The 22,662-nt window shown below is 59.8% G+C and carries 17 protein-coding genes; 6 read left to right on the top strand and 11 right to left on the bottom strand.

What is annotated here, in order from left to right; all coding sequences use genetic code 11:
• Nucleotides 1–186: 186 nt before the first annotated feature.
• The 6 genes from J2Y55_RS25815 to J2Y55_RS25790 form a co-directional block, all read right to left on the bottom strand.
• Nucleotides 187–1,242, bottom strand: a complete 1,056-nt coding sequence (locus J2Y55_RS25815) for a glycosyltransferase (protein ID WP_310159195.1) — start codon at nucleotides 1,240–1,242, stop codon at nucleotides 187–189.
• A gap of 115 nt (nucleotides 1,243–1,357) precedes the next feature.
• Complete coding sequence (asnB, locus tag J2Y55_RS25810) at nucleotides 1,358–3,193, bottom strand: asparagine synthase (glutamine-hydrolyzing) (RefSeq protein WP_310159194.1); 1,836 nt, start codon at nucleotides 3,191–3,193, stop codon at nucleotides 1,358–1,360.
• Nucleotides 3,194–4,174 carry a glycosyltransferase family 2 protein gene (locus tag J2Y55_RS25805; RefSeq protein WP_310159193.1) on the bottom strand — a complete coding sequence of 327 codons (981 nt, stop codon included), beginning with the start codon at nucleotides 4,172–4,174 and terminating at the stop codon, nucleotides 3,194–3,196.
• Nucleotides 4,175–4,394: 220 nt separating this feature from the next.
• The gene (locus tag J2Y55_RS25800; protein WP_310159192.1) at nucleotides 4,395–5,324 is read right to left on the bottom strand and encodes a lysylphosphatidylglycerol synthase domain-containing protein; all 930 of its coding nucleotides are present in this window, start codon (nucleotides 5,322–5,324) and stop codon (nucleotides 4,395–4,397) included.
• Between the two features lie 58 nt (nucleotides 5,325–5,382).
• A complete protein-coding gene (locus J2Y55_RS25795; protein ID WP_310159191.1) occupies nucleotides 5,383–6,258 on the bottom strand; it encodes a class I SAM-dependent methyltransferase in 876 nt (291 codons plus the stop codon).
• A gap of 282 nt (nucleotides 6,259–6,540) precedes the next feature.
• Complete coding sequence (locus J2Y55_RS25790) at nucleotides 6,541–8,556, bottom strand: hypothetical protein (protein WP_310159190.1); 2,016 nt, start codon at nucleotides 8,554–8,556, stop codon at nucleotides 6,541–6,543.
• Nucleotides 8,557–8,808: 252 nt separating this feature from the next.
• Between J2Y55_RS25790 and rffA the strand changes: the two genes are divergently transcribed.
• Nucleotides 8,809–9,945, top strand: coding sequence for a dTDP-4-amino-4,6-dideoxygalactose transaminase (gene rffA, locus J2Y55_RS25785; protein WP_310159189.1), 1,137 nt, complete (start codon nucleotides 8,809–8,811; stop codon nucleotides 9,943–9,945).
• Between the two features lie 8 nt (nucleotides 9,946–9,953).
• On the opposite strand, the gene J2Y55_RS30165 is transcribed toward rffA, so the two are convergent.
• Together J2Y55_RS30165 and J2Y55_RS25775 are read right to left on the bottom strand one after the other, a co-directional pair.
• Nucleotides 9,954–10,592, bottom strand: a complete 639-nt coding sequence (locus J2Y55_RS30165; protein WP_404979040.1) for a methionyl-tRNA formyltransferase — start codon at nucleotides 10,590–10,592, stop codon at nucleotides 9,954–9,956.
• Between the two features lie 319 nt (nucleotides 10,593–10,911).
• Complete coding sequence (locus J2Y55_RS25775; protein ID WP_310159187.1) at nucleotides 10,912–11,610, bottom strand: methyltransferase domain-containing protein; 699 nt, start codon at nucleotides 11,608–11,610, stop codon at nucleotides 10,912–10,914.
• A 350-nt stretch (nucleotides 11,611–11,960) separates the two neighbouring features.
• Here J2Y55_RS25775 and J2Y55_RS25770 point away from each other — a divergent pair, with 350 nt between their 5' ends.
• From J2Y55_RS25770 to J2Y55_RS25750, 5 genes are all read left to right on the top strand, one after another.
• Complete coding sequence (locus tag J2Y55_RS25770) at nucleotides 11,961–14,021, top strand: hypothetical protein (RefSeq protein WP_310159186.1); 2,061 nt, start codon at nucleotides 11,961–11,963, stop codon at nucleotides 14,019–14,021.
• Between the two features lie 82 nt (nucleotides 14,022–14,103).
• Nucleotides 14,104–14,946, top strand: coding sequence for a class I SAM-dependent methyltransferase (locus J2Y55_RS25765; protein ID WP_310159185.1), 843 nt, complete (start codon nucleotides 14,104–14,106; stop codon nucleotides 14,944–14,946).
• A gap of 293 nt (nucleotides 14,947–15,239) precedes the next feature.
• Nucleotides 15,240–16,280 carry a glycosyltransferase family 2 protein gene (locus J2Y55_RS25760; RefSeq protein WP_310159184.1) on the top strand — a complete coding sequence of 347 codons (1,041 nt, stop codon included), beginning with the start codon at nucleotides 15,240–15,242 and terminating at the stop codon, nucleotides 16,278–16,280.
• A 163-nt stretch (nucleotides 16,281–16,443) separates the two neighbouring features.
• A complete protein-coding gene (locus tag J2Y55_RS25755; RefSeq protein WP_310159183.1) occupies nucleotides 16,444–17,274 on the top strand; it encodes an ABC transporter permease in 831 nt (276 codons plus the stop codon).
• Entirely contained in the window at nucleotides 17,264–18,592 is a 1,329-nt protein-coding gene (locus J2Y55_RS25750; RefSeq protein WP_310159182.1) for an ABC transporter ATP-binding protein, read from the top strand. Before J2Y55_RS25755 ends, J2Y55_RS25750 begins: the two co-directional genes overlap by 11 nt.
• Nucleotides 18,593–18,619: 27 nt before the next feature.
• Here J2Y55_RS25750 and J2Y55_RS25745 read toward each other — a convergent pair whose 3' ends face one another.
• The 3 genes from J2Y55_RS25745 to J2Y55_RS25735 all read right to left on the bottom strand — a co-directional run bounded on the left by J2Y55_RS25745 (nucleotide 18,620) and on the right by J2Y55_RS25735 (nucleotide 22,353).
• A complete protein-coding gene (locus J2Y55_RS25745; RefSeq protein WP_310159181.1) occupies nucleotides 18,620–19,774 on the bottom strand; it encodes an alginate O-acetyltransferase AlgX-related protein in 1,155 nt (384 codons plus the stop codon).
• Nucleotides 19,775–19,786: 12 nt separating this feature from the next.
• On the bottom strand, nucleotides 19,787–21,220 hold the full coding sequence (locus tag J2Y55_RS25740; protein WP_310159180.1) for an MBOAT family O-acyltransferase: 1,434 nt from the start codon (nucleotides 21,218–21,220) through the stop codon (nucleotides 19,787–19,789).
• Between the two features lie 365 nt (nucleotides 21,221–21,585).
• Nucleotides 21,586–22,353 carry a rhamnan synthesis F family protein gene (locus J2Y55_RS25735; protein WP_310159351.1) on the bottom strand — a complete coding sequence of 256 codons (768 nt, stop codon included), beginning with the start codon at nucleotides 22,351–22,353 and terminating at the stop codon, nucleotides 21,586–21,588.
• Nucleotides 22,354–22,662 lie beyond the last annotated feature (309 nt).

The raw sequence follows: 22,662 nt of genomic DNA, 5'->3' as shown, positions 1-22,662 counted from the left end.
GAACAGGCGCCAACCGCTAGCGGTTGGCCAGACCACAGAGCAAGCCGAATGTCACGAATGCCTCGCCACCCAGGCGCATATTTGTCAATCCGATGATGGCGGGCTCGAACAATTCCCTGATCTTCGCGAGTGGATCGACGAACGCGAAATCCACAGCGTTACAACGCTGGGCCTCAAGACGCTATTTCAGTCATACATCGCAAAGGCCTGCTCTTCCGGCCAGAGTTTCTGTGCTGCGAGCTTGAGTTGCTCGCGCTTCTCCGGGGTCGTGGCCGTCACCGCCTCGGCCAATCGCACGGCACTGGCAGGCAGGTCCTTCCGATCGATCGCGACGACCAGGCCCCGTTCTGCAAGTTCACGGCAACCTGGGCCCTCCAGTGTTGTCGCGACTATTTTGCCTGCGAGAATACCTTCCCGGATGACCGAGTTCGTGTCCTCTCCAACGGCCATGCGAATGATTCCTGTCGCGCCGACAAGCCAGTCGTCATAGTCATCGACGGAGCCGGGAAAGCTGATCGCATCATCGCCTGCTGCAGAGTGTGTTGCCTTGAGTGCATCGATGGCCGGGCCCTCACCAAGTATGACCAGGCAAGCGTCTCCACTCAGATTGCGCTGGAGCTCGGCGAACAGCGCGGCCGCTTCGGCGTGCCCCTTTTGGGGAATGCCGCGTCCAACCGACAGAAAGGCTGAACCCTTTGGGTAGATGCGAGGCGTTTTGCTGTTGCGCCGCGTAACGGGATATTGCTGGTCCCGCAAGCGATCGCGCCGCAGGCCGAAAGCGGAGTAATCGTTCCAAAGCAGCTTGCTGAGGTAGAACCGCCGATAGCGACGCGCAAAGATCCAGAACAATGCCTGGATCGGAAACGGAAGCTGGCTGCGATTGCAATCGAGCCCTGCACTAACCTTGGGGGAACGCCACTGGCCCATCAGCGACGCATAGGCGAATGCTGCGAAGAGCTTGAGATGAATCTCGTCGAAACGCGAGGCATTTTTGCGGTAGAAGGTTGAGAAGGCTTGGAAAGAGCGAGGGTCTAGGACGGCTGCATAGCCATAGGCACGACCGGTCAGGACGATCACCTCGGCGCCGGCCGCTCTTAGCCGTTCAGAATAGATGTCATTGCCAAAGATCGAAACGACCGTGACCTGGATCCTGGTGCGCACGAACTTGCAGTAATTCAAAATGAACTCCTGCACACCGCCGACGCCGAGGTGATCGAGGATGAAGCAGACACTCTTTTGCAAAATCAGATTCCCGAAAGCCGGTTTTTGACGTTGCGATCAACGCGCCGCAATTTAGTGTGCTATCTGGCAAATTGAGCCAAGCGCCGACAATCATGTGTCGTGGCGAAGCGCTCGATCAGCGCAGTGTCAGCGCGCACCAGAGCACGCCACGGTGGTCGCGCTTCCTGTCGTGATGTTCTTGCCAGAGATGGTGCAGCGTGCCGGCGTCCAGCATAGCTGGCTGGCCGATTGCGGCCTCGGGCATGTCGCGCAGCCACCGCGACAATGGAATACCAAAGCCCTTCTTCCGTCGCCCCAGCAGATTTGCCGGTAACCGGTTCGCAGCCGATTGCCGCAAAACCCACTTCGTCTCGCCACGCCGAAGCTTTGCCGAGGAAGGCAGGCGCCGCGCAAAGTCTGCAATATGGTTGTCCAAAAAGGGTGCGCGGACTTCGAGGCCATTGCGCATGCCAGCCCTGTCACTTTTCACCATGATGTCGTCGGCCAGGTAGAAGTTCGTATAGAATTCGAGCGTTCGGTCGACGAGGCCAGGACTGGCGGAGCTATCCCATGCTGTCACCGCTTCGCTGTAAAGCTCCTCGACGTTGACCGGCTCGGACATGAGGGCGGCTATATCCGACGGCGAGGCCGGGCCGAGCCATACAGGGTTCCACAGAGCCGGTCGGAGCCCAAGGCCGCGCAGTCCTCGGTTCAGCTTGAAATCGAGGCTCATGTTGCGGTCCGATGGAGGCAGCCTCGCAGCTATCGCAGCGATCGCGGCATGGACGGGCCTTGGAACGATTCGGTTGTACAGCTTAGCCTTGCCGAGAACCTTGAACGGGTCGTAGCCACCAAAGAGTTCATCGCCGCCATCTCCCGACAGGGCGACAGTGACGTGCCTTCGCGCGAATTTGCACAACATGTAGGTCGGGAGGATCGAACTGTCGCCTAACGGTTCATCGATGATCGTAGGGAGCTCCGCCATGAGCGAGCGGACAGTGTCTAGGTCGCACATCTCCGTGTTATGATGAGAGCCGACGTGGGCGGCCATCTGCGTGGCATAACGAGATTCATCGAAGCTTGCCTCGTTGAAGCCGATAGCGAAGGTCTCGATGCTCTCTGGCGGCCGCAGTTGCGCCGCGTGGCTGAGAATCGTACTGCTGTCGACGCCGCCCGACAGAAAAATACCAAGTGGCCGATCGCTATCAAGTCTTAGAGAAACGGCACTGGTCAACAGGCTGTCGAGCTCTTCCGCCCAACTCTCGGGGCTCCCGGCCGGCGCCGCCTCGGCCTCGATTGCGAAGCGCCAGTAGCGGTGCAGCCGCGTCTCGTGTGTCTTAATATCGACCTCTAGCACATGGCCCTGCGGGAGCTTGGCGATCCTCCGGTAAGGTGTCAAAGGAGCGGGGAAGAAACCATAGGCTAGGTATTTGCGAATGGCGGCCGGATCCATCGGCGCGGCGGTATAGTCCGGATGCGCCAGGATCGCGGACAGTTCGGATGCGAACACCGTCCCACCAGAACCGCTCGCGTAAAACAAGGGCTTTTCGCCGAAGCGGTCGCGGGCCAGGATCAGCCGCGATGTTCGCCTGTCGAGCAGCGCAAACGCGAACATGCCATTCAGCCGTTCGAGGAGGCCGAGACCCCACTCCTCCCAGCCATGTACCAGGACCTCGGTGTCACTGTGGTGGCTGCGAAAGACATGGCCCCGTGCCACGAGCTCTGTCCGCAAGGTGCCGTGGTTGTAGATCATGCCATTGAAGACAATGCCGACGAGCCCATCCTCGTTCCACATTGGCTGTTGCCCAAGGGCAATGTCGATCACCGCGAGACGGCGATGTCCGAGATAAACCGAGTTATCGTGGTCGACGAAGCGTCCCTCTCCGTCGGGCCCGCGATGGGCCAAACAATTGGTCATCGCCGTCAGGACGGCTTGGTCCCCCCGCCCGATAAAGCCGGCAATGCCGCACATTCAAACTGTCCTCTCGCCACCCGGTTGCCGGGCGGCGTCATGACCGCCGATGACACTACGGACGGCATACTGCGTCTTTCCCTGGGATTCGAAATAGATCCTCACCAAGACTTCGGCCAGCAGGCCCAGCAGAATGCACATAATTCCGGTCATGGCGCCAAACATCACCATGAGCGGCAACGGTGTCTGGATGAACGAGATGTTGTTGAACAGTTTCAGCCAGATCGCATAGATCGCGCCAATCCCACTCAAGCCAAAGAACATGGCCCCAACCCCACCGAACACATATATCGGTTTGGTGTCGTACTGCGTAAGAAACTTGACGAGCAGCAAGTCGAGGAGAACCTTGAATATCCGCTCAAGCCCGTATTTCGACGTTCCGAATTTGCGGGGGTGATGATCGACCACCATCTCGGTGATCTTCGCACCCTGCCAGCGCGCGAAGATCGGCACGAAACGGTGCATCTCGCCGTAAAGGCGGAAACCCGAAAGCACGTCGCACCGATAAGCTTTCAGCGAGCAACCGTAATCGTGCAGATGCACGCCGGAGATCACTGAGATCAACTTGTTGGCGATCCGACTTGGCAGCACGCGGCTGAAGCTCGCATCCTGACGATCACGGCGCCATCCCGACACGACGTCAAAACCTTCGCCGATCTTGGCAACGAGCCGAGCGATATCCTTCGGATCGTTTTGGAGATCGCCATCCATCGGGACGATGATATCGCCTTTCGCGTGATCGATGCCGGCCATCAAAGCGGCCGTCTGGCCGAAATTGCGTTGGAGATCGACTAGGCGGAACCTATCCGGGAAGCGCTGAACCTGATCGGTCAATCGCGCGACCGTCTCGTCGCTACTCCCATCATTGACGAAGACGACTTCCCAACTCCAAGGGGCGGTCGACAGGGCCGCGCGCAACTGGTCGCACAGCACTTCGACGCTTTCCGCCTCATTGTACATCGGGATCACGACGGAAATCATGGAAGTTGTCCCATCATTATATGCCGCGCGCGGCGGCTCCGCATCTGGCGCGACAAGGTGATGTGACATCGGCTCTTTTTGCATGATGGGAGGCTACTAGAAGACTGACTGGACGATTGCAAGGAAGCTGCGGGACAGCCGCGTATCCTGCTTGTTGAGCCCGCGCCGCAATGTAGTGCCGGCCCGGATAATCGCCATGACCACTGGATTGCCGTGCCTGTCAGGGAGGGGGAAGTTCCGGTTGCGGCAAGAGCATCAGGATGCCGCCAACCGCAACCATAACAAGCTGGAGTCCCAGCAAGGCAAGCGAAAGTGCCAGAGCCAGGTCACTGGCGACGCCGCAACTGCCGAGAAGGCCGACGAGGGTGACGTCACGCAGACCGATGCCGCCGATCGAGATCGGCAGAAGCAGGACCAGCGACATCACACAAATGACGACCGCCCACGTCGACAGCGGCAGATTGATGCCTAGGCCGGAACCAAGCCATGAGCAGTTGATCAACACGACGCCCTGGAAAGCCACTCCCATCGCAATAGACGCGAGCAGCGTCGGCAAGCTCGACGAAAACACTCGAACGGCTCCAATGATGTCGAAAAGGTGCCTTCCGACGCGATTAGGCAGCCATTTGATGAGACGTGCGCTGCTTGTATCGGTCAACACGAACAATGCCAGGAGCGCCATCAGTAAAGCTGCCATCGCCAGAGCCAGCGTAGGCGCGATAACCGGGTCAAATTGCTGCTTGTCTACTAGCAATCCGGCGAGCCCGATGAGCAGGAGTCCGATTAAGCCTGTGATGCGGTCGAACAGGACTGCGGCAACAATCCGGTGCAACTCGCTCGCCGAGCGTAGGAGATAACCCGCTTTGGCGATGTCGCCACCAAACTGTCCGAGGAACAGCACGCTGTAGATCTGCGAGATGATGCTGACACGCAAAATGGACGCGACGGTCTTTTCGCGCAGAAGAAGACTGGTTTTCCAAGCCTGGACAAGCAAGGCGAAGAACGACATGCCCGTCACGGCGATGGCCAGAAACGGATCCAGTGAGAGCAGGCGTCGCCCCGCCTCCGCCACGTCTACCTTCAGGCTGATCAGCACGAAGAACGCAAGTGTCGTCAGGATCTTGAAAGCGGGACTTCGGATAAGACGCATTGATTAATTCGGGATCCGACGCGACGGCAGCAATCGCGGGGCGTTGTAAAAATGCAGGTCAGGCCTTGCGTCGCAGCACAAGCACGAAAGGTGTTTCCCAATGCAGCTTGATCCCGATCCTGATCAGCAGTTGATCGAGATGCAGGCGCTTCAACAAGCCTACGCCCTGCTTAACAGCGCCCAGCCCGTTCCATTCGGAGAATTGCAGGCCGTTGACCCGCTCGCGAAAGATTTCCTGGCCGGTCGAGACGATGTCGACCTTATCCTTTAGCGGCGCGAGCCAGCCCATAAGCTTGCCATATGTAATGAACTGGAGCGTATCGGCAAAATCCGGGGAACGGCCGCGAAGACGGGCGATGATCTTGAACAGCCACTTCGGCGTGTGGGGAAGCATGAAGAAGTTGTAGTGGCCCTCCCACCATGAGCCGTAGTTCGGGAAATTGATCACTGCGACGCCGCCAGGCTTCAGGACGCGCGCGACCTCCGACAGGACAGCCTTGGGATCCTGAGTGTGCTCGAGGCAGGAAACCGAATAGATCGCATCGAAGCTGGCGTCAGCGTAAGGCATCGACTCGCCGATGCCTTCCTCGATCACCGAGGCTGGTATGCCCGCCGAGTCCAACAGGCGGCGTGAGATGTCGAGCGTGGCCGCGTAGGGCGGCAGGCCCGGTTCGAGGCCGTGACAGTCGCAAATATCGTTCACGCGGCAATAATACACGAAGGTGCCAAAGCCAGATCCGACCTCCAGAACGCGGGATGTCGGCGTGATCGCAGCAAAGCGGCTGAGTTCCCGCACCTGCTCTCCGCTCCGCTCGACGGATAGGAATTCGCGCGCGAGGCGGTCGATGGGAGTTTTGCAAAAATCCGAGACATGGGTGTCGTGGAGAAATGCCTCGATATCTTTGACAAAAACATCCGGAATCGCGGTGACCATCGAGACTTCCCCACTTATCAAGTACCTGCGACATCCGTCGCCGCCATATCGCTCTGCTCGGATGTCGAACGGGATGGCCGAGCTCTATCGCCGCAGCGGTGTTCTCAATGCGAGCAGTCGAACGGGCCAAGACAACCAGCCCGGCTTTCCGTTGGAAAGGCCAGGACGAGGCTCAGTAATCCCACCGGCGAGCCTTGTCGATGCGCCTCAGGCGGTTTGCTGCAGTTCGTCAGCGGTCGGCCGGGACGTTTATCAGCATCTGATGCCCTCAAAGCCTCCGTGTCAGCGTTGGCCAGCCACGACGTCGAACGGCACAGGCGAGGTCGTGAGACCTGTGGCGGTGTTCACGACCTTCAGCCAGTGGCGACCCGGCTTGGACAGCCGCTCAGCTGGCACGAGCGCGGTGACCACCGCTCCATCCGCTACCGTCTTGAGGGGAAGATCGTCAAACACGATCGTTGCGCCGATACCCGCAGGAACCGACAGCTTGATCCACAAGGCCGATTCGCCCCCTGGCTGAACGTTGAATGGCTCGCCTTGCGTTGCACGCTCGGGGCCATACGCCAAGACGGTCTCGAGGCGTTCCTGCATCGGCGCCGCCGGGTCCCGAAGCCAGGCCGTACCAATGCCGATCGGCACGGCACGGGCGTAGGTCTGCCGCACATAGTCCATGTAGCGCGCTGCCCAAATGTCGAAACGCGAGGCCTGCGAACCGTTCGGAGCCCAGTCCAGCACGATCACGATGGGCGGGCGAACCTCTTGTGTGAGGGCCAGCGCACGGTCGATCCAACCTGGGTAGAGCAGCGGCGTGCCATCATCGACATAGTGCTCCCGAAACAGGATCCGGCGGTCCGTCATAAAGGCGAACCCGGCGCAATATGGCACACAGACGATCCTGTCTCTGTCCTTCGAGTTCCGCTCGATCAAATCCGACAGGTTGTCGAATAGCTGCTTTTCGTCGCGCGAGACCCGTTGAGAGATGCCGTAACGGGCTGTAAAAATCGCATCACGCCGGGACTGCTTGGCCCCCCATCCATTGGGGTCGATGAATACGCCGTAACCCACAAATAGACCCATCTGGGCCAAGACCACGACAATGCCTGCTGTCCTGATTGCCCTTTCTGTTGTCGATGCCCTCGGCAAATCGCGTGTGAGCCAAACCGCGACACAGCCCGCGAGGATCAGGTAGGCGTGCATAAAACTGATGAAGTGAATCCAGTCTGGTCGGAAGAGAGCGAACCCAGGCCACTGGAGCACCGCGACCATCACGACCGCCAGGCGAAGGCGCGTCTCCGTCGCCGCGAGCGTCCGGGCAACGGCCACTTGATAGAGCAGCGCGATGCAACACAGGACCGTGACTGCTATGGTCGAATGGATCAGGAACGCAAAAATCTGTTCAGAGAATGTGCCCGTTACCAGCGCAGAAACCGGAAGGATTCGGAGGAAGGTGGCGGCGGTCGACGAGTCCTGGAGCAGATCCCCTACGCCGCCGGACTGACGCAGAAAGAACAGCAGGCGCGCCGGGTAGCTGAGCAGGTCTGACAGGAACGCCGCCAGATAGCCTTTTAGCGCCGCGTGGACCACAACTGGCGCCAAACTTAGCAGGATCACAGCCGCGCTGATGCCGATGCTGCGCAGCAAAGACCCTAGGCGTCCGGGAAGACCAAGTGTTCTGCCCTGTTCGCCTTGAAGCTGGCAGGCGCGCACGAGCAACAATAGCCCGAGCGCTGCACTGTAGAGGTAGCCGAAATCAGGCCGCATCGCGAAATTCAGGCCGATGGCTGCCGAAGTCGCGATGAGAGGCCGTAATTCCCGTCCGGCGCCAGCTTTCGCAAGACAGATCAGCGGATAGGCAAACAGGGCCAGGCTGAGCATCCGCATCGTCGATGCGTGGAAGGGTGGAACGCATAATACGCACAGAAAGACGGCAGCGGACGCAACCGCGCTGCCGGTCGCCTCGCGTGTCGCCAGCCAGATCAAGACTGCAGATGCAAAGATGATCAGCTGGAACACTGCCAGCAAGGCGTCGAAGTCGACGCCCCAAACGCGGAATACGCCGACGCCCAAAAAGTACCAGAGCGGCCCATATCCAACGGCATCGCCAAATTTCGCACCGAGTGTCAGCTCGCGGACATACAGGGCATAGGACCCCATATCGCCCCAGTCGAAGCCTAGCCTGTAGGCGTCCCGATAGTAGAAAAACGCGAACACGGTAGCTGCGACGAGAAAAGTCAGCTGGAAACGCGCTTGGCTCCAACTGCGCAGCCCCCTTCGCGAGGCGGGCTTTTCGATGGCCATGGGCGTGGGCTCTCGACACGAGTGATTGGCTGCGATGCCGGCTGCACCTTCTGGAGAACGGGCCTGATCGTGTCAAATCGTGCGAGCCAGGCATTGGGCCCGGCTGTCACACCTGCTTCTCCCCACTGGCGCTGCGCGCCTCTTTGCGACATTGTCCGGCCAAATCTCGGCCACCGGCGTGACAGTAGATATGTCGACGAGCCGGGGACGCTGAATGGTTGGCAGCTGTGTCGAGGCAACGGTAGCAGGATGATGGCATACAGGATTCCGTTCAATCGCCCGCTGGCGGGCGCCAGGGCCATCAAGCATCTGACCGATGCATGCGAGGAGGGGCATCTTTCGGGAGATGGCCGTTTTACACGACAGTGCCATGAATGGCTTGAGAGCCATCTCGGGATCCGCAAGGCGCTTCTCACGACCTCCGGCACGTCCGCGCTGGATATGGCAGCGATCCTAACCGGTCTTCAGCCGGGGGATGAGGTCATCATGCCCTCGTTCACCTTCAGCTCGTCGGCGAACGCGATGGTGCTGCGTGGCGCGGTGCCGGTTTTTGTCGACATTCGCGAAGACACACTCAACATCGACGAGCGTTTGATCGAGGCCGCGATCACCCCAAGGACACGCGCGATCATGGTGGTGCACTACGCCGGTGTCGCCTGCGAGATGGATCCCATCATGGATATCGCGCGCCGTCATGGATTGTCGGTGATCGAGGACGCGGCTCAGGCAATCCTGTCCAGCTACAAGGGCCGGCCGCTCGGCTCAATCGGACAGACCGCCGCGCTCAGTTTCCACGAAACCAAAAACATCATCGCGGGCGAGGGAGGCGCCTTGTTGATCAACGATCCCGACATCATTGAGAAGGCTGAGATCATTCGGGAAAAAGGAACGAATCGGACTGCTTTCGCGCGTGGCGAGATCCAGAAGTACACGTGGGTCGACCTGGGCTCGAGCTACCTGCCGAGTGAGATCATCAGCGCCTTCCTCTGGTCGCAGCTGGAAATTGCCCAGGACCTGACTGCCCAGAGGCTCTCACTATGGAATCGCTATCACGCGCATTTTGCGGAACTGGAACAGCAGGGCATATTGCGCCGACCCATTGTTCCGGATGATGTCGTCGCCAACGGCCATATCTACTACCTGCTCCTGCCCGATCAGGCGAAGCGGGATGGGCTGATCAAGGCGTTGCGCGCCGAGGGAATCAACGCCGTCTTCCATTACATTCCGCTGCACAGCGCGCCTGCTGGTAGACGTTTCGGCCGTGCCGTCGGCGATCTTGCCAAGACAGACGATCTCAGCGGGCGACTTGTGCGACTGCCGCTCTGGATCGGCCTCGGCGAGGACGTGGATATCGTCGCCGACGTCGTCAAGCGCGTCCTGAGGCCGTAAAAGGCGCCTTATCGCCCGAGACGCTGTCGCAATGACGTGAAAAGCACAGGACGCCCATCGGCGAATTTGGCCTCTGCAATGCGCAGCACACCATCGCCGCAAACGACCTCGGCCGTCGATCGTGTCGGTCCGATTGACCACAGCTTGCCGGCCTGTCGGTTGACGAATGTGAGGTCCGGCAGGGGCTCGGCCTGGCCGATCCGGATCTCTTCACCGAGATATCGAGTCTTTGCGCCAAGATAAGGCCAGCCGACCGCATCGATGAAGCGGCGGATCTGGGTCGACGACTGGGTCCAATCGATGGCGTAGTCGTCCTCGTCGCGCCAGAGCGAATAGGTCGCTAGGGCGTCGACTTGCGCGACGCCCGCGAGCGGATGCCGTTCTGCTTGCGCTAGCAGCCGCCTCGCCAGATTGGCATAGGCGCCGCCGAGCTGCTGGTAGACCTCGCGGATCGTGGCGGGGTAGGCGATATCGAGCGGCTCCTGGTCAATTATTGCGCCGGTATCGACGCCAGGCTCCGGCCGGAACGCAGAGACGCCAATCCTTGTGTCGCCGACAATGAGCGCTGCGACGGTCGGCGCAAAGCCCCGGTATCTCGGCAGCAGAGAGTCGTGAAAAACGATGAAGCGCGAATCGATCTCGTGCATGATGAATTGCCAGCCTGCGCAGAAGATCAAATCCGATCCATCAAGCGAATCTGGTTGAAATTGATCCCTGCTCGCAAATGGGATGGCATGTAGTTTACATAAATTTTGGATTTCTTCATACGAATTGCAAAGTGTACCCTTACTCGCATATGAACACACGGCGCCAATTTCCGCATCGACGATCAGGCCCCGAAGAAGATTCAGACCTTTCAACCCTGCAACAAATAGAGATATTCTTGGCAAGACAGTTACCGCCCGTCGATTAATCGGCAAATCGCACCACTCATTTTTTGATAGAACCTGCCTATGGGGCTTTCTATCAGTCGCGAGTGAGAACGACGTGTATATTTTGCGAAAACAAACCATTGCGATCGAGGCGATCGAACAGCCGACCAACCCGATAGAGCAAGCTAGTCGGGATTGTCGAAAGCCACGGCGCGGATGGCGTCCACATCATAGCGGTGACCGCCATAGAAACCGTTTGGCACGCCATGCGCACGAAGCCCCCACCATTGATCTGGCGAACGACCCGCAGCCCAGCTTGTTCTGCTAACCGGGTCAAGCCGAAGCGCGTAAAGCGGAAATAGTCATGCGGCCAGCCATGCAAATAATACATGAAAGGGACCGACAGGATGATGTGCCCTCCTGGGCGCAGGATTCTGTGAAGCTCGGGAAGCACACGCCAGGGCTCGGGGGTATGTTCCAGCACCGAGCAGCAAAAAATCGTATCGACGGACTTATCCGGCAGGGGAACCGCCCCTTGAAGGTCCGCGCAGAAGGTCAAATCCGTATGCTCGACGATATAGTCCGTGGATAGATATTCGGTAGCCAAGGGCCGCAAGCTGGAGCGCCAAGCCATCCGCCCTGCTCCAGCGTCGAGCACGATGCCTCTGGTGTAGGTCTGAATGAGCGGCAGCAATTCATCGGCCAAAGATCGGTGGTCTACGGCGATCCGCCAAAACATGTCCGTGCCTATGGTGTCTGAGCACGCGTTGTGCCAGCGGCTTTTGAAGTTCATCGGTGCATCCCGCGCCTGCTTGCGTCTATCGGGATCGCGTAGCGCAAAAACCGCATTTCGTCTCGCCCAGACTGTTTAAGCGCGGCCGACCATCGTTGAAAACATCTGCATCCGCACCTCTTGGATCGACACACCGGCTCACACCGCTGCTGCATTGCCAATGGCCAGTGCGAGTGTCTATCAGAGCGTCTTGAGAACGGGCGGGACCAGGGGCACTTCATGACAACTACGGCTCGACAGATGTCATGGCCGTCGGAAACAGGCGGGCTGGCGCATAGTGCTGTGCACGACTCCGCTTCGCATCGAGCGGCGACGCCGACGCCGCGACTGACCGACCTTGGCAGCGCCCGGTGAAGTTCCTGACTGAGATCAATCCTTTCGAGACAGCGCTCGCGCTGCTCGTGATACTGGCGGCTGTCCTTATCGCTCGTCGCGCTCGCATCGCCCCCGCGTCCGCAAGCGTCGCCCGGGAGGATGTGTGGACCAGGCCCGAGGTCTTGCTGTGTTGCCTCACCATCGCGCTGGCGCTCCTGCTTTCGGTCAGCGAAGTGACGCAGTTCATGACGCTGGATGAAACGGCATTCGGCGAAGTTCTGCGGAGTCCTGCTGACCGCAATATCGCGTCAAACTGGTCGCAAGGTGCATCCCATACTGCCAACTTGATCTGGATCCCCGTCACACGGGCGCTCCAGTTGCTGTCGGTTCCGGCCGCCAGGATAGATGCCTTGCTGAAGGCAATTCACTGGCTGGTGGGAATCGGGCTGATCGCCTGCATGATCGGCAATCTTCTGGCGTTGGCCCCAGGGCAGGAGCGGGATCGTGTTTGGCTCGGTCTGGCGCTGGCCGGCGTCTTGCTGCTGCTGCCGGTCGACAATCTCGCCCTGAAGACGCTGAACTATGATTCGATCTCGCTTTTCGGCAGCATCACGGGTGTCCTGCTCGTCGCACGGGGCCATTTCGAAGCAAAGCCGCGGTTGTTACGGCTGGGCCTATTGGTGGCGGCACTCGCCGCTCAAGAGAAGCTCAACGCGTCGTTGATCCTGTTGGTGCTGTGTTTCGTCGTCGGGGTTATCGAGGGCAGCGCCGAGCGGCATCGGCCGGCAGCGACCGCCGCGCTGTCGACGGTAAAAGCAATGGCTCTGGCGCTTGTCGTAAGCCTAGTTTCCTACGGCATCGCCGCGATCAGTCTGCTGGGAGAGCCGGCGCTGCAGACTCTCCTCAAGACTCTGCCGCTTTTCATGGAGCTGCTGACCGTCTGGATCTATGCACCGCTGCGCTTCGTCTTCGGCATCGGCAACGCACTTGCCGACCCTGCCGCCCGCTTCCTATACGCGTGGGTCGCAGCAGCACTGACGTTCACCTTGCTGCCGCTTGCTGCGGCGATCGTGGTCGCAGCTTGGCCCCACCGCATCGCGATCCCGCGCGGGCTTCGGCTATCATCGGCATATGTTTTCCCGATTGGTATGCTGCTCATCGTGATCGTCGGTGTCTTAGGGTTGGTTTTCGTCACGCCGTTCTGGGCGCCGCTTGTTCCTCTCGACCCGTCGGTGATGAGCATCGGCGTGATGAACGGGGTGCAACTGCATTTCGGGACATCCAGCGCGACAGCACACCGCGTGGCAGCGATCGGCTTCGCCTACGGCGTTTTCGTCGCGGCATTTCCCACCGCGTTGATCGCCGCCGCGGGAGCGACGGCTTTGAGGCTGGCATGGCGGCCGCGTGCGGCACCCTTCTTTGACCTGATCTTCGCGATAGCCGTAGTGACACCGGGGCTGCTGGCTCTCCTCAATACGCCGACCTTCAACCGCTATCTCAACCTGCCGATCGTTCTGGCCGCGATCGTGATGGTGATCCGGATCGTCAGCGTCTGGCTGCCGCTCGTGCACAAGCGCCGCTGGATTTCGTTGGCGCTGCCTGTCGGCCTTGCATTGATCATCGCGGAGATCGCTCCATTCCGCCCACTCTACGCAGCATTCAGGCCTGTAACGATCGACTACCCTGAGGCAGATCGCCCCGTCGCGGGTCACCTCAATTTCTCTTGGACCGGGTGGGGCGAGGAAACGATCCTCGCAGGCAAGTTTCTTGACAGGGAATGCGCAAGGCAGGGCTCTCTAGCAGGTGTGGCCTGCGCGGATATCGGCATCTGGTCGGTCTATAATGGCAGGTGGTTTCCCGGCTCGCGATTGGGCGTGAAACAGCACGGCGGCGGCTTCTTTGCCGATGATGCCTGGTCGCCCAGTCCCGGAACATATTATGTCTTGAACCGGCAGTTGGTCGTCGGTGGATTGCTGACGACCTTTCCGACCATTCCGCCGGATTTCGTGGTCCGCTATCGCGGCTTTGGAATGGCATGGGTCTATCGGGGCGACCGACTCAGGAATTCCGGCTACCGCTTCGTATGGGGATCTTAGAGCCCATTTGGACAAGGTGGCGAGATCACGCGGCCGTGTTTCAGATCATTGACCGCAAACCGAACATGTTTAGGAAGTCCCGATGACCAGCTCGAGCGCCGAGAGCAGCACGACGGAAGTGGATTTCAGCAGCCTGGACCAATGGCTTGCCTGGAGGGCTGCGAATCCGCGCTTCTTCGACGACGCGATCACGGACTCGATCAGGCAGTGGTCTAAGGCCAACGGCATCGTCGAGCCACTGACGGGAAGGCGCTTTGCTCCCGATGAGATCGATTGGAACCCGGACAACTACCGGGAGTCGGGGCTGGCGGGCGGCCTGATCTCACGCCATCGCGCCGCTCTTCTGGCCATGTCTCAGTGTGTACCAAACCTCGACCGCTACGAATCCAAGATCTACGGGCCGGAAGCAATCACCGAACTCGCATTCCTCCTAAGGGGTCGCTTTGCCAAGTATATCGGCTCCGAATATGCGTCAAACCATCATGTCAAGGACTGGCTCTATCCGATCAACAGCGAGGATTTAACCGCCCTGTCCCTCGCGTCCGACGCCTTCGACGCTGTCCTGACCACGGAAGTCCTTGAACATGTGCCGGGCATCGATCGGGCCTTGTCAGAGATTTTCCGCGTTCTGAAGCCCGGGGGTTGGCATGTCGGGACGTGCCCGTTCCTGTTCGGCCAGCATGATTCGATCGTTAAGGCGCGCCTGGAAAACGGCCGGCTTGTCCACGTGACCGAACCGGAGTGGCACGGCAATCCGATGAGCGAAGAAGGTTCGCTGGTTTTCGAACTTCCAGGCTGGGACGTGCTTGCGCGCGCGAAGGCCATCGGTTTTTCGAGGGCCTTTTGGCGACTGATCCAGTCGGCATACCACGGCATCGCGTCCAACACTTGCGGCGGCGTTTTTGTCCTGTGCCTTCAGAAATAGATCGGGGCGACTTTCAAAGCGCGTTGAGTTCGAGATATTCGATCGACCAATGCGAACCGGAGGCAGGGGTTTGGTCCCGGAAAGTCGTGACGTTGTTCTGGTCCGGGAGACGCAGGATACGTTATGACAGGCGCTCTTCATGACAGCGCCCATCGCACCCGAATGCTGCGAGATGGCGTTGGCGGGTTGGCCAATGACGTTGAGGTTTTGTCCTGAACCTAGGTGTTCCAGGCGCCAAATTGTTCAAGATCGATCAATGTGTTCAGTCGGAGCGACTGACAGGGATGAGATGAATGACACAAGATAAATTCCAGGGCGCGACCGAGGCTTCTCAACCCGCGACAATTCAAGAGCAGTACACGCGCCCGACCGTTGCAGTCATAATCCCCTGTTTCAAAGTCGCGGCACACATTGAAACTGTGGTACGCAATTTGAAGGATCGAGTAGACCATATCTTTGTGGTCGACGATAAATGCCCGCAAAACAGCGGTCAAATAATTGCGAAAGAATTTAGCGGCCAGAACGTCACGGTGATTTTCCACGAGGTCAACCAAGGTGTCGGCGGCGCGATGATGACCGGCTACAAGGCCGCCGCCGAAAACTACGACATCCTGGTCAAGATGGATGGCGATGATCAGATGGACCCTCTGCATCTCAACGAGCTGATCGCCCCGGTCATACTAAAGGACGCTGACTACGCTAAAGGAAATCGCTTTCATGCGCCGAGTTTCCTCAACCAGATGCCTAAGATAAGAATCTTCGGCAATGCCATGCTATCATTTTTGAACAAAATGTCGTCTGGCTACTGGAAATTAATGGATCCAACCAACGGCTATACTTGTCTCGACGCGAAGGTCGTCAACATGCTCGACTTCGACAAGATCGATCGCCGCTTCTTCTTCGAATCCGATATGATCTTCCAACTCGGCCTGATCCGTGCGGTCATCGTCGACGTGCCGATTCCGGCCCGTTATGGTGACGAGGTCAGCAATCTGAGCGCCCGGAAGGTGCTCCTGCCCTTCTTTCGCAAGCACCTTACGAATTTCTGCTCGCGGTTCTTCTATCAGTACGTCCTGCGCGACTTCAACATCGCGACGATCTGGACGCTTTTCGGCGTCCTGATGTTCGGTTTCGGTGTCGTGCTCGGCTCGACCTATCTGGTCAGGGCCTTCGCGACCGGCGAGCCGACGGCACTCGGCATCATCATGATGTCGGCGATCAACGTCACGATCGGCCTTCAGTTTCTGCTCTCGGCGCTGGCCTATGATATCAATGCGGAGCCGAGCCGGGCGATTGCGCGCTATCTGCGCCAGCCGCCGGGCGCGGGCCGCTGATCGGCCCGAGGCTGGACTGGTCGTGCAATAGCGCTTAAGCGTTCGCCCGCGCCGCCGGACTTGCGCGGGTTACCTGCCATGCCACGCCGAGCCTCGATACGGGCCGACATGCCGACAGGCGCCTCGGTGCGACGCTTGACTGGAAACATGGATTGCGACGCGGATGGCCGATCGGTTTTGGAGAAGATTGCCGTTTCTTGCTCCCGTGACGAATGCTTGGACCCACCGTCAACTGATCCGCAGATTCGTGCGACGGGAGATTGTGGGGCGTTATCGTGGCTCGATCGGCGGTTTATCCTGGTCGCTCGTTCAACCGATGGCGATGCTGGTCATTTACACGTTCGTGTTTTCGGTCGTGTTCAAGGCGCGCTGGGCAGCGCAGAACGAGGTGGCGGGGGTCAGCTTCGCAGTCGTGCTCTTCGTCGGCCTGATCGTGCAAGGGCTCTTTGCGGAGTGTATCGGCCGCGCGCCGGGGCTGATCGTCAGTCACGCGACCTTTGTGAAGAAGGTCGTTTTCCCGATCGAGATATTGCCCGTCGTCGCGATGGGGTCGGCCCTGTTCCACAGTTTCGTCAGTTTCATCGTGCTGTTCCTGGCGATGCTGCTCGCTGGCAACCCGTTCCACTGGACGATCCTGCTCATGCCCGTGGTGCTGGCTCCGTTCCTGTTGCTGACCTTGGGCTTGAGCTGGTTCCTGGCTGCATTGGGCGTCTTTCTGCGCGATATCGGGCAGATGATCGGATTGTTGGTGACGGCGCTGCTGTTCCTCTCGCCGGTTTTCTATCCGCTGTCGGCGATCCCTGAATCCTACCGCGCCATCGTTCTCCTGAACCCGCTCACCTTTCCCGTCGAACAGGCTCGAGACGTGCTGATCTGGGGCAAGATGCCGTCCTGGAGCGGGCTGGCGGTCTACTCTGCCGTCAGTTGGATCGTCGCTGTCGGAGGGTTCGCCTGGTTCCAGCGCATTCGCAAGGGGTTCGCGGATGTCCTCTGAGATCGCCATCAGCGTCGCGGGCGCGGGCAAATGCTACCTCGTCTACGAGAAGCCCGAGGACCGGCTGAAACAGGCCGTCTTCGGCCGTACGGCGCAGCTTCTGGGCCGGCCGATCCCGAAGTATTTCCGTGAATTCTGGGCGCTCCGCAATGTCGACTTCGAGATCCGGCGCGGCGAGACCGTCGGTATCATTGGGCGCAACGGCGCTGGAAAATCGACCTTGCTGCAGATGATCTGCGGCACGCTGACCCCCACGGTCGGGCATATCCAGACCCGTGGCAGGATCGCGGCGCTGCTCGAATTGGGGGCGGGTTTCAATCCGGAGTTCACCGGCCGCGAGAACGTCCACCTCAATGCCTCGATCCTTGGATTAACCGATGCAGAGATCGAGGCGCGGTTTCCCGCGATCGCCGAATTCGCGGGCCTGGGCGATTTCATCGACCAGCCGGTCAAGACATATTCGAGCGGCATGTCGGTGCGGCTGGCCTTCGCCGTGGTGGCTCATGTCGATGCCGACATTCTCATTATCGACGAAGCGCTCGCGGTCGGGGACGCCTTCTTCGTTCAGAAGTGCATGCGCTTTCTGCGCGATTTCGCGCAGCAGGGTACGTTGCTCTTCGTCAGCCATGACAGCTCCGCCGTCCTGTCCCTCTGCGATCGTGCGATCTGGCTCGACGGCGGCACGATGGTGCAGGACGGCACGCCCAAGGACGTGTCCGACGCCTACCTCGCCAAGCTCTACGAGACGATGCAAGGTCCGCAGTCGGCTATGAAGAAGGGACCGATCCAAGCGGACGCGCAGGGAGCGGGGATAGACTACGCGATCGAGACCATCGGCGAGGTCTCCTATCCGTTACATGAGGGATCTTCGTCCTTTGGCGCCGGCGGGGCGGAAATCCGCAACGTCGTGCTGCTGGACGCCGACGGCAAGGTTCTACGCGGTGTCGAGGGCGGAGAGAACGTCACGCTGGTCGTGCTCGTAAAAGCGCTCGCGGACATGGCTCAACCCCTCATTGGATTTTACATCCGCGATCGGCTCGGGCAGAATCTCATGGGTGAGAACACCTACCTCGCATATGAACACGATCATCGACCGGTCGTAGCCGGCCAGGTCGCCCGCGCACGGTTCGCCTTCCAGATGCCGTATCTTCTAAATGGCGACTATAGCGTCTGCGTTGCTGTCGCCGATGGCACTCAGGTTGCGCATGTTCAACATCACTGGGTCAATGACGCGTTCGTCTTCAAGTCCTATGCCCGGCATGGGCACAGGGGGTTGATGGGCCTGCCGAACATGAAGGTGACGCTCGAGAGCCTTTGACCCGCGACGGCCTTTGACCCAGATGCGCTACTTCGGTGCCCCGAAGCGCTCGTCGATCGTCTTGACGGCAAGAGCGATGTCGGCCTTGTCGGCAAAGGCCAGCAGCGCCCCGAACTGGACCTCGATCATCTGAATGACGACATGCCTGGTCTCCAGCGGCAATTCGCGGGCAAACACGCTGAGCTTCGGAACGTGGTCCCAGCGCACGCGGTACATGTCCGAAAAGTAGAGATAAATGCCCGAGCGCGTGAATCCGTCGGTGAAGCTGTCGCCGAGGATCGTCAGCGGTTTGAGCAAGCTCGGCCCCGTCTTGGGGAAATGGATGCTGAACTCGAAGATGCCGCGGGCGTTGTCCTGCCGAAAATCGGGTGGGGTCGGCCAGTTCGGTTTCACCAGCAGCATGTCTTCCACAGGCGAGCGCAAGAGCGGCATGAAGGTGGCAATGCCGCCGCTGAACCTCTGCGTGGAGATGGCCAGCGGATACTTCCAGACCGAAGCCGGCTGGCCTTCGGCAGCACTCGCCAACGCGACGATCTTCTGAGCGACCTCGAATGCGCCGGTGTCGTTCCAATGGAAATCGGTCTTGTGGAAGACCTGCCGTGTTTTTGCAGCGTCCAGCAGGATGGCCGTGGCATCGACGACCGAGAGCGAATCCGCATTGGCGAGCGAGCGGCCGAGTTGCCGGATTCTGGGGTTTTCCTTGGCCGGCAGCGCCGAACCCGGTACCATTTCGGGATAGAACCGATCCGCCATCTCGTTGATCACGAAGATCGTCTGGATGCCGTGACGCTGGAACGCTTCCGATAACGCGACAACGCCGGCGCGCACCACATCGGAATTGGCGGCCAGGTAGTTCTCGACATTGGGCCGCTCGACATCGAGCACACTGCGGTAGAACATCCAACCGCCATGTCCGATATGGACGCGATCCGAAGTCTTGAAGAGGGAATAGTCGATCTGCGTCTTGATGCGGATCAGCAGAGCCCGCAGGCCGAAATTATCGTTGAACCAGTCGCTGACGCCGCGCACGAAACGGTGGGAAATATCCACGTCTTTGGGCCAGGCGGCGAGCACGCGGTTCTCGATCAACGGCTTCTCCGGCAGCAGACGGGTCGCCATCTGACCGAGGGGGGCGAAAACCAGCCCGGCGAAGATCAGCAGGAAACTGACGCGGATGAGCATCGTCGTCGCCCTCTAAAACCGGAAATAGATGAACGGGTTGAAACCGTTCGTGGCGATGAGCGACAGCGAGTACACGAAGACGACCAGCGCGCCGGCATTGATCGCGGCAAGCCGCCATCGCCCCAATCCGTCCTCGAGTTCGAGCCGTGCGACGTTATAGGCCGACAGCGCGATGACGGCACCTACGATGAGGAAGGTGATCCGGTTGGGCGTCATGATCAGCCAGATCGCGTCGCTGAGCCCAACGCGCCCGCCTCCAGCCATCGTCGACAGATAAGAAAGCGCAGCGTCGATGGTCGGCGCGCGGAAGAAAACCCAGCCGATCATAACGAGCAGCAGCGTCAACGCCCATCCGGCAAGGCCCGACGGGCTCCAGCCGAAGCGGTGCTGCAACAGCCGCTCAAGTACCAGCAGCAGGCCGTGCCAGAGCCCCCAGATCAGAAATGTGACGGCCGCGCCATGCCAGAGACCGCACAGAGCGAACACGATGGCGAGATTGACATAGGTGCGGGCGGGGCCGGCTCGATTGCCGCCAAGCGGGATGTAGAGATAATCCCGGAACCAGCGCGATAGCGTCATATGCCATCGCCGCCAGAATTCGGTGATGCTCTGCGAGCGGTAGGGCTGCTCGAAATTCTGCGGAAAGCGGAAGCCCAGCATGCGGCCGAGCCCGATCGCCATCGTCGAATATCCCGAGAAATCGAAGAAGATCTGCAGCGTGTAGGCGCCGATGCCGAGCCAAGCGTCGCCGAGCGTCATCGTCGCGGCCGGCGATAAGAAGACCTTGTCGGCAACGAAACCGGCATTGTCGGCGATAATGATCTTGCACCCCAATCCGAGGCAGAAGAGCACGATCCCCGTATGGATGTCCGTCAGACTGCTCCAGCGCTTGCGGATCTGGTGCTGGACCTCGGCATAGCGGACGATGGGGCCTGCGATCAGCTGCGGAAACAGCGTGTGATACATCCCGAAATCGACCATGCTCTGTGTCGGGCGCACATCGCGGCGATAGACGTCGACGATGTAGGAGATGCCTTGGAACGTGAAGAACGAAATGCCGGCCGGCAGCAGGATGTTTTCGACGGGGATACCTATCCCACTCAAGAGGCCGACCAGAGAGGCCGGCATGCTCTGCATCAGGAAAACCCAATATTTGTAATAGATCAGCGGCAAAAGGTTCAGCGTGACGCCGACGCAAAGGAGCGCCGTGCGCCGTGCTTCAATGCTCGTATCCGCGATGTAGACCGCGATGATTTGGTTCACGACAACCGAAGCCACGAGAATCCAGCAGAGGGCTCCAGCATCAACCCAATAAAAAAGCAGGCTCGCCAACATGAGCAGCCCGTTGCGGAGCAGCCCATTGCGCCAGCCGGCAGGCGCCGCCAAATAAATCGCGAAGAAAATCGGCAGGTAGAAGAATATGAAGACGGGTGAGCCGAAAGACATAGTTGAGCGCCTTCAGGCCATCAAACGATCGTCGGAGCCATACGATTCCCGCGCTTGCTGCGCGGCAGTTTCCTTCGAATAGGCTGCCAACGAGTCATCCCCTTGTTCATCTTGGTTTAATGTGGCGATAGAGCCGGCACAGCAGGTCGGGCGTTTTCGTGGAAGGCGCAATAAGCCTGAACCTTCATTTTCGTAAAGAGAGACGGCCGGGAAAATTGGGACGACGTGGACAAATGATCCTCAAAGCCGCGATGGCCATCAGCTCGACTTCGTCGCCTGGCCTGAGACAATCACCTTGATCGGAATGTGCGATTGGATCGCCCATATCAGTCAGAAATGAGGGTCGCTGGTCTTGTTCGCGACGATCACAGAGCGCGCCCCTTCAAATCGCGCACCGTGAACTCCCGCGTCCAGGCCGCGATCGTAAAGCAGCGCTCGACGGCGTGGTGCAAGGTGCCGTCGAGTTGGCGCGCTTCCGGTTCGAAATCCTCCGGCCGCAGGTCGAGTTCACGCAACGACGCCAGCGCGGCGGGCCGAAACCAAAACATCGTGCCTTCGAAGAAGCCCAAGCGGATAGCCTCGTCAGGGGCCTGCATACGCTTTGCGATCTCGCGCGTGCGGACCTCGTTCGCCATCCAGTATGATGGCGTCGCCCGCCAGCTTTGGCCCCATCCGACAATTCCCGTCGCGGCGGAGTTGAAGGCAGACAGCGCCCGGCAGGTCGCGTTCCAGTTGCCGCAGAGCTTGTCGAACAGAAGCTTGCGGCGAATCTCTCCATCCAGCAGATGCGGGCTGCGCTTGGTATGCAGCTTCAGGACGGCATCATAGCCGTCGAGCGCACCTGATCCGAGCACGGCCAGAAACGGAGCGATGTCACGGCCGCGATTGTCGTGTTCATGAATGAACACGTCCTGCGCGCCGACCACAGCCTCGCTCAGGAGCGCGCTCCGCTCCGGCGGAACGGTGACATGGACCGGCGTTCCGGCCGGGAGCAAGGCCTGGCAGGCCAGGATCTCGTTCATCAGGTCCGGGTAATAGGCATGAGCGACGATGGCGACCCTGAGGCCCGGCCATTCAGCCCGCGCGCTTCGGGTAGCCCAGCGCTTCCGCAGAGACCTGCCGGTATCCGACACGAAAGCGGCACCAAGCGTCAGCCCGGCCACCTTCTGCAGCACATGCCGAGCGAAGGCCTTGCCTCGAGCAAGGATCGGCGGCTTTGAGGGGGGCGATCGACGGACAATCACGGATCGGGAATCACCAAATGAGGCACGGACCGGCCAGCGACCATTTCACCACATAGCATCCCTGGTTCCACAAGCAGCCTGGGCTTTTGTGGCCAGGACATGTACGCAGGCGACATAGCCGCCGATCACACGAATAGCGAGGCTCCCGGAAAGTCGCGACTTGCGGTTCCCGACAATACCGCTGGAGCTTCGCAGCAG

Origin of the sequence: Allobosea sp. BE125 (assembly GCF_031456075.1) — a bacterium.
GTDB lineage: Bacteria > Pseudomonadota > Alphaproteobacteria > Rhizobiales > Beijerinckiaceae > Allobosea.
This window is presented reverse-complemented; position numbering and strand designations above follow the sequence as displayed.